The following is a 1,754-nucleotide window of genomic DNA, read 5'->3' on the forward strand; positions in this document are numbered from 1 at the left end:
TTTTTGGATAGGTTTGATCTTTCTATCGAAGTACCTTTATTACCACAAGGCACATTAAGTAAGAAAATAGTTCACGCTGAATCGACACAATCAAGAAAAATTCGCGTATTACAAAGTAGAGAAAAACAATTAAAAAGAAACAAAAAACTAAACAGCCAATTAATGTCGAAAGAAATTCAACTTTATTGTCAATTATCTAACGCCGATAGTGATTATTTAGAGCAGGCATTAATAAAACTAGGACTTTCTGCAAGAGCATGGCATCGCATATTGAAAGTATCCCGTACTATCGCTGATTTGGATTTGTCGGAAACTATAGAACGAAAACATCTTTCAGAAGCATTGAGTTATCGTTCTATGGATCGTTTATTGATTCAACTACACAAAAATATTGGCTAAAAAAATTTAGTCATCATTATCAACAAAATCATCACTAACATCAACTTGAGGTTTACCTCCAGATAATGTATGAAAACGTTTTGGTTTATTTATACGAGCAAGATATTTAAGCCATACTTTTTCAAAGTCTGTAGATGCTTCCTTTTTCCCTTTACAAACAGAAACAAATGATTTTTCTTCCGCTGTAGCAGGTTTTCTGACTTCTGCATCAAGATCTTTAAAGGCACAACCATATTTTTCTAAAATTTGAGCTTCTTTAATAGTAAAATCACCATGACGAGAAAATCCTCTTGGATAATTTTTATTATCAAAAAAACGTTGTTGACTTACAAAACTCTCAGCCATTTTCTATCCTCTAGGTTGTATACATAGTTGGGCGGGAATTATAATTAACTAAGTTAATCTGTAAACATTTTTCTGTAATTTATATAGATAGATTTGACTGATTGGTTAAAATTAAAGCAAATCATCGATGTGTGGCAGGGGCGGAGAGTCTCGAACTCCCAACACCCGGTTTTGGAGACCGGTGCTCTACCAATTGAACTACGCCCCTAAATAAGGTGGCGGAACGGACGGGGCTCGAACCCGCGACCCCCTGCGTGACAGGCAGGTATTCTAACCAACTGAACTACCGCTCCACCGAATTTGGTATGTATTTTATTACTACTTAACTTAAAAGTCTGGCGGCACCCTACTCTCACATGGGTAATACCCACACTACCATCGGCACTACGGCGTTTCACTTCTGAGTTCGGCATGGGGTCAGGTGGGACCACCGCGCTATTACCGCCAGACATATTCTGTATACTCTCATTTCTTTGTTAATGTGTCATACCTTTCTTCTTCATAACACACCAACCCAATCCGGAACAAACTGCTTTTCTTCTACTTAGCGCCCAAAACAACTCCGAGTTGTAAGGTTAAGACTCTCGGTTCATTAGTATCAGTTAGCTCAATGTATCACTACACTTACACACCTGACCTATCTACGTCTTAGTCTCAAACGGACCTTACAGATTCTCATCTGGGAAAACTCATCTCAAGGCTAGTTTCGTGCTTAGATGCTTTCAGCACTTATCTATCCCGCACGTAGCTACCGGGCAATGCAATTGGCATCACAACCCGTACACCAGCGGTGCGTTCACTTCGGTCCTCTCGTACTAGAAGCAAACCCTCTCAATTTTCCTACGCCCATGGCAGATAGGGACCGAACTGTCTCACGACGTTCTAAACCCAGCTCGCGTACCACTTTAAACGGCGAACAGCCGTACCCTTGGGACCTACTTCAGCCCCAGGATGTGATGAGCCGACATCGAGGTGCCAAACACCGCCGTCGATATGAACTCTTGGGCGGT

General features: G+C 40.8%; 1 protein-coding gene, 2 tRNA genes, 2 rRNA genes and 1 pseudogene. 1 reads left to right on the forward strand and 5 read right to left on the reverse strand.

What is annotated here, in order from left to right; all coding sequences use genetic code 11:
* Positions 1-399 (forward strand): annotated as a pseudogene (locus A9G12_RS00105) (YifB family Mg chelatase-like AAA ATPase); the annotation flags it as partial.
* A gap of 6 nt (positions 400-405) precedes the next feature.
* Here the strand turns inward: A9G12_RS00105 and A9G12_RS00110 are convergent.
* The 5 genes from A9G12_RS00110 to A9G12_RS00130 form a co-directional block, all read right to left on the reverse strand.
* Complete coding sequence (locus tag A9G12_RS00110; RefSeq protein WP_065563869.1) at positions 406-744, reverse strand: DUF413 domain-containing protein; 339 nt, start codon at positions 742-744, stop codon at positions 406-408.
* 132 nt (positions 745-876) lie between these two features.
* Positions 877-952 (reverse strand) — tRNA-Trp (locus A9G12_RS00115).
* Positions 953-960: 8 nt separating this feature from the next.
* A tRNA-Asp gene (locus A9G12_RS00120) sits at positions 961-1,037 on the reverse strand.
* 40 nt (positions 1,038-1,077) lie between these two features.
* Positions 1,078-1,193: ribosomal RNA gene (gene rrf, locus A9G12_RS00125) — 5S ribosomal RNA — on the reverse strand.
* Between the two features lie 122 nt (positions 1,194-1,315).
* Positions 1,316-1,754: ribosomal RNA gene (locus A9G12_RS00130) — 23S ribosomal RNA — on the reverse strand; the annotation flags it as partial.

The organism is Gilliamella sp. wkB112, assembly GCF_001690685.1.
Classification (GTDB): domain Bacteria; phylum Pseudomonadota; class Gammaproteobacteria; order Enterobacterales; family Orbaceae; genus Gilliamella; species Gilliamella apicola_J.

Coding starts and splice junctions, on each gene's coding strand:
- A9G12_RS00110 (WP_065563869.1), bottom strand. CDS start 744: ATGGCTGAGAGTTTTGTAAGTCAACAACGTTTTTTTGATAATAAAAAT.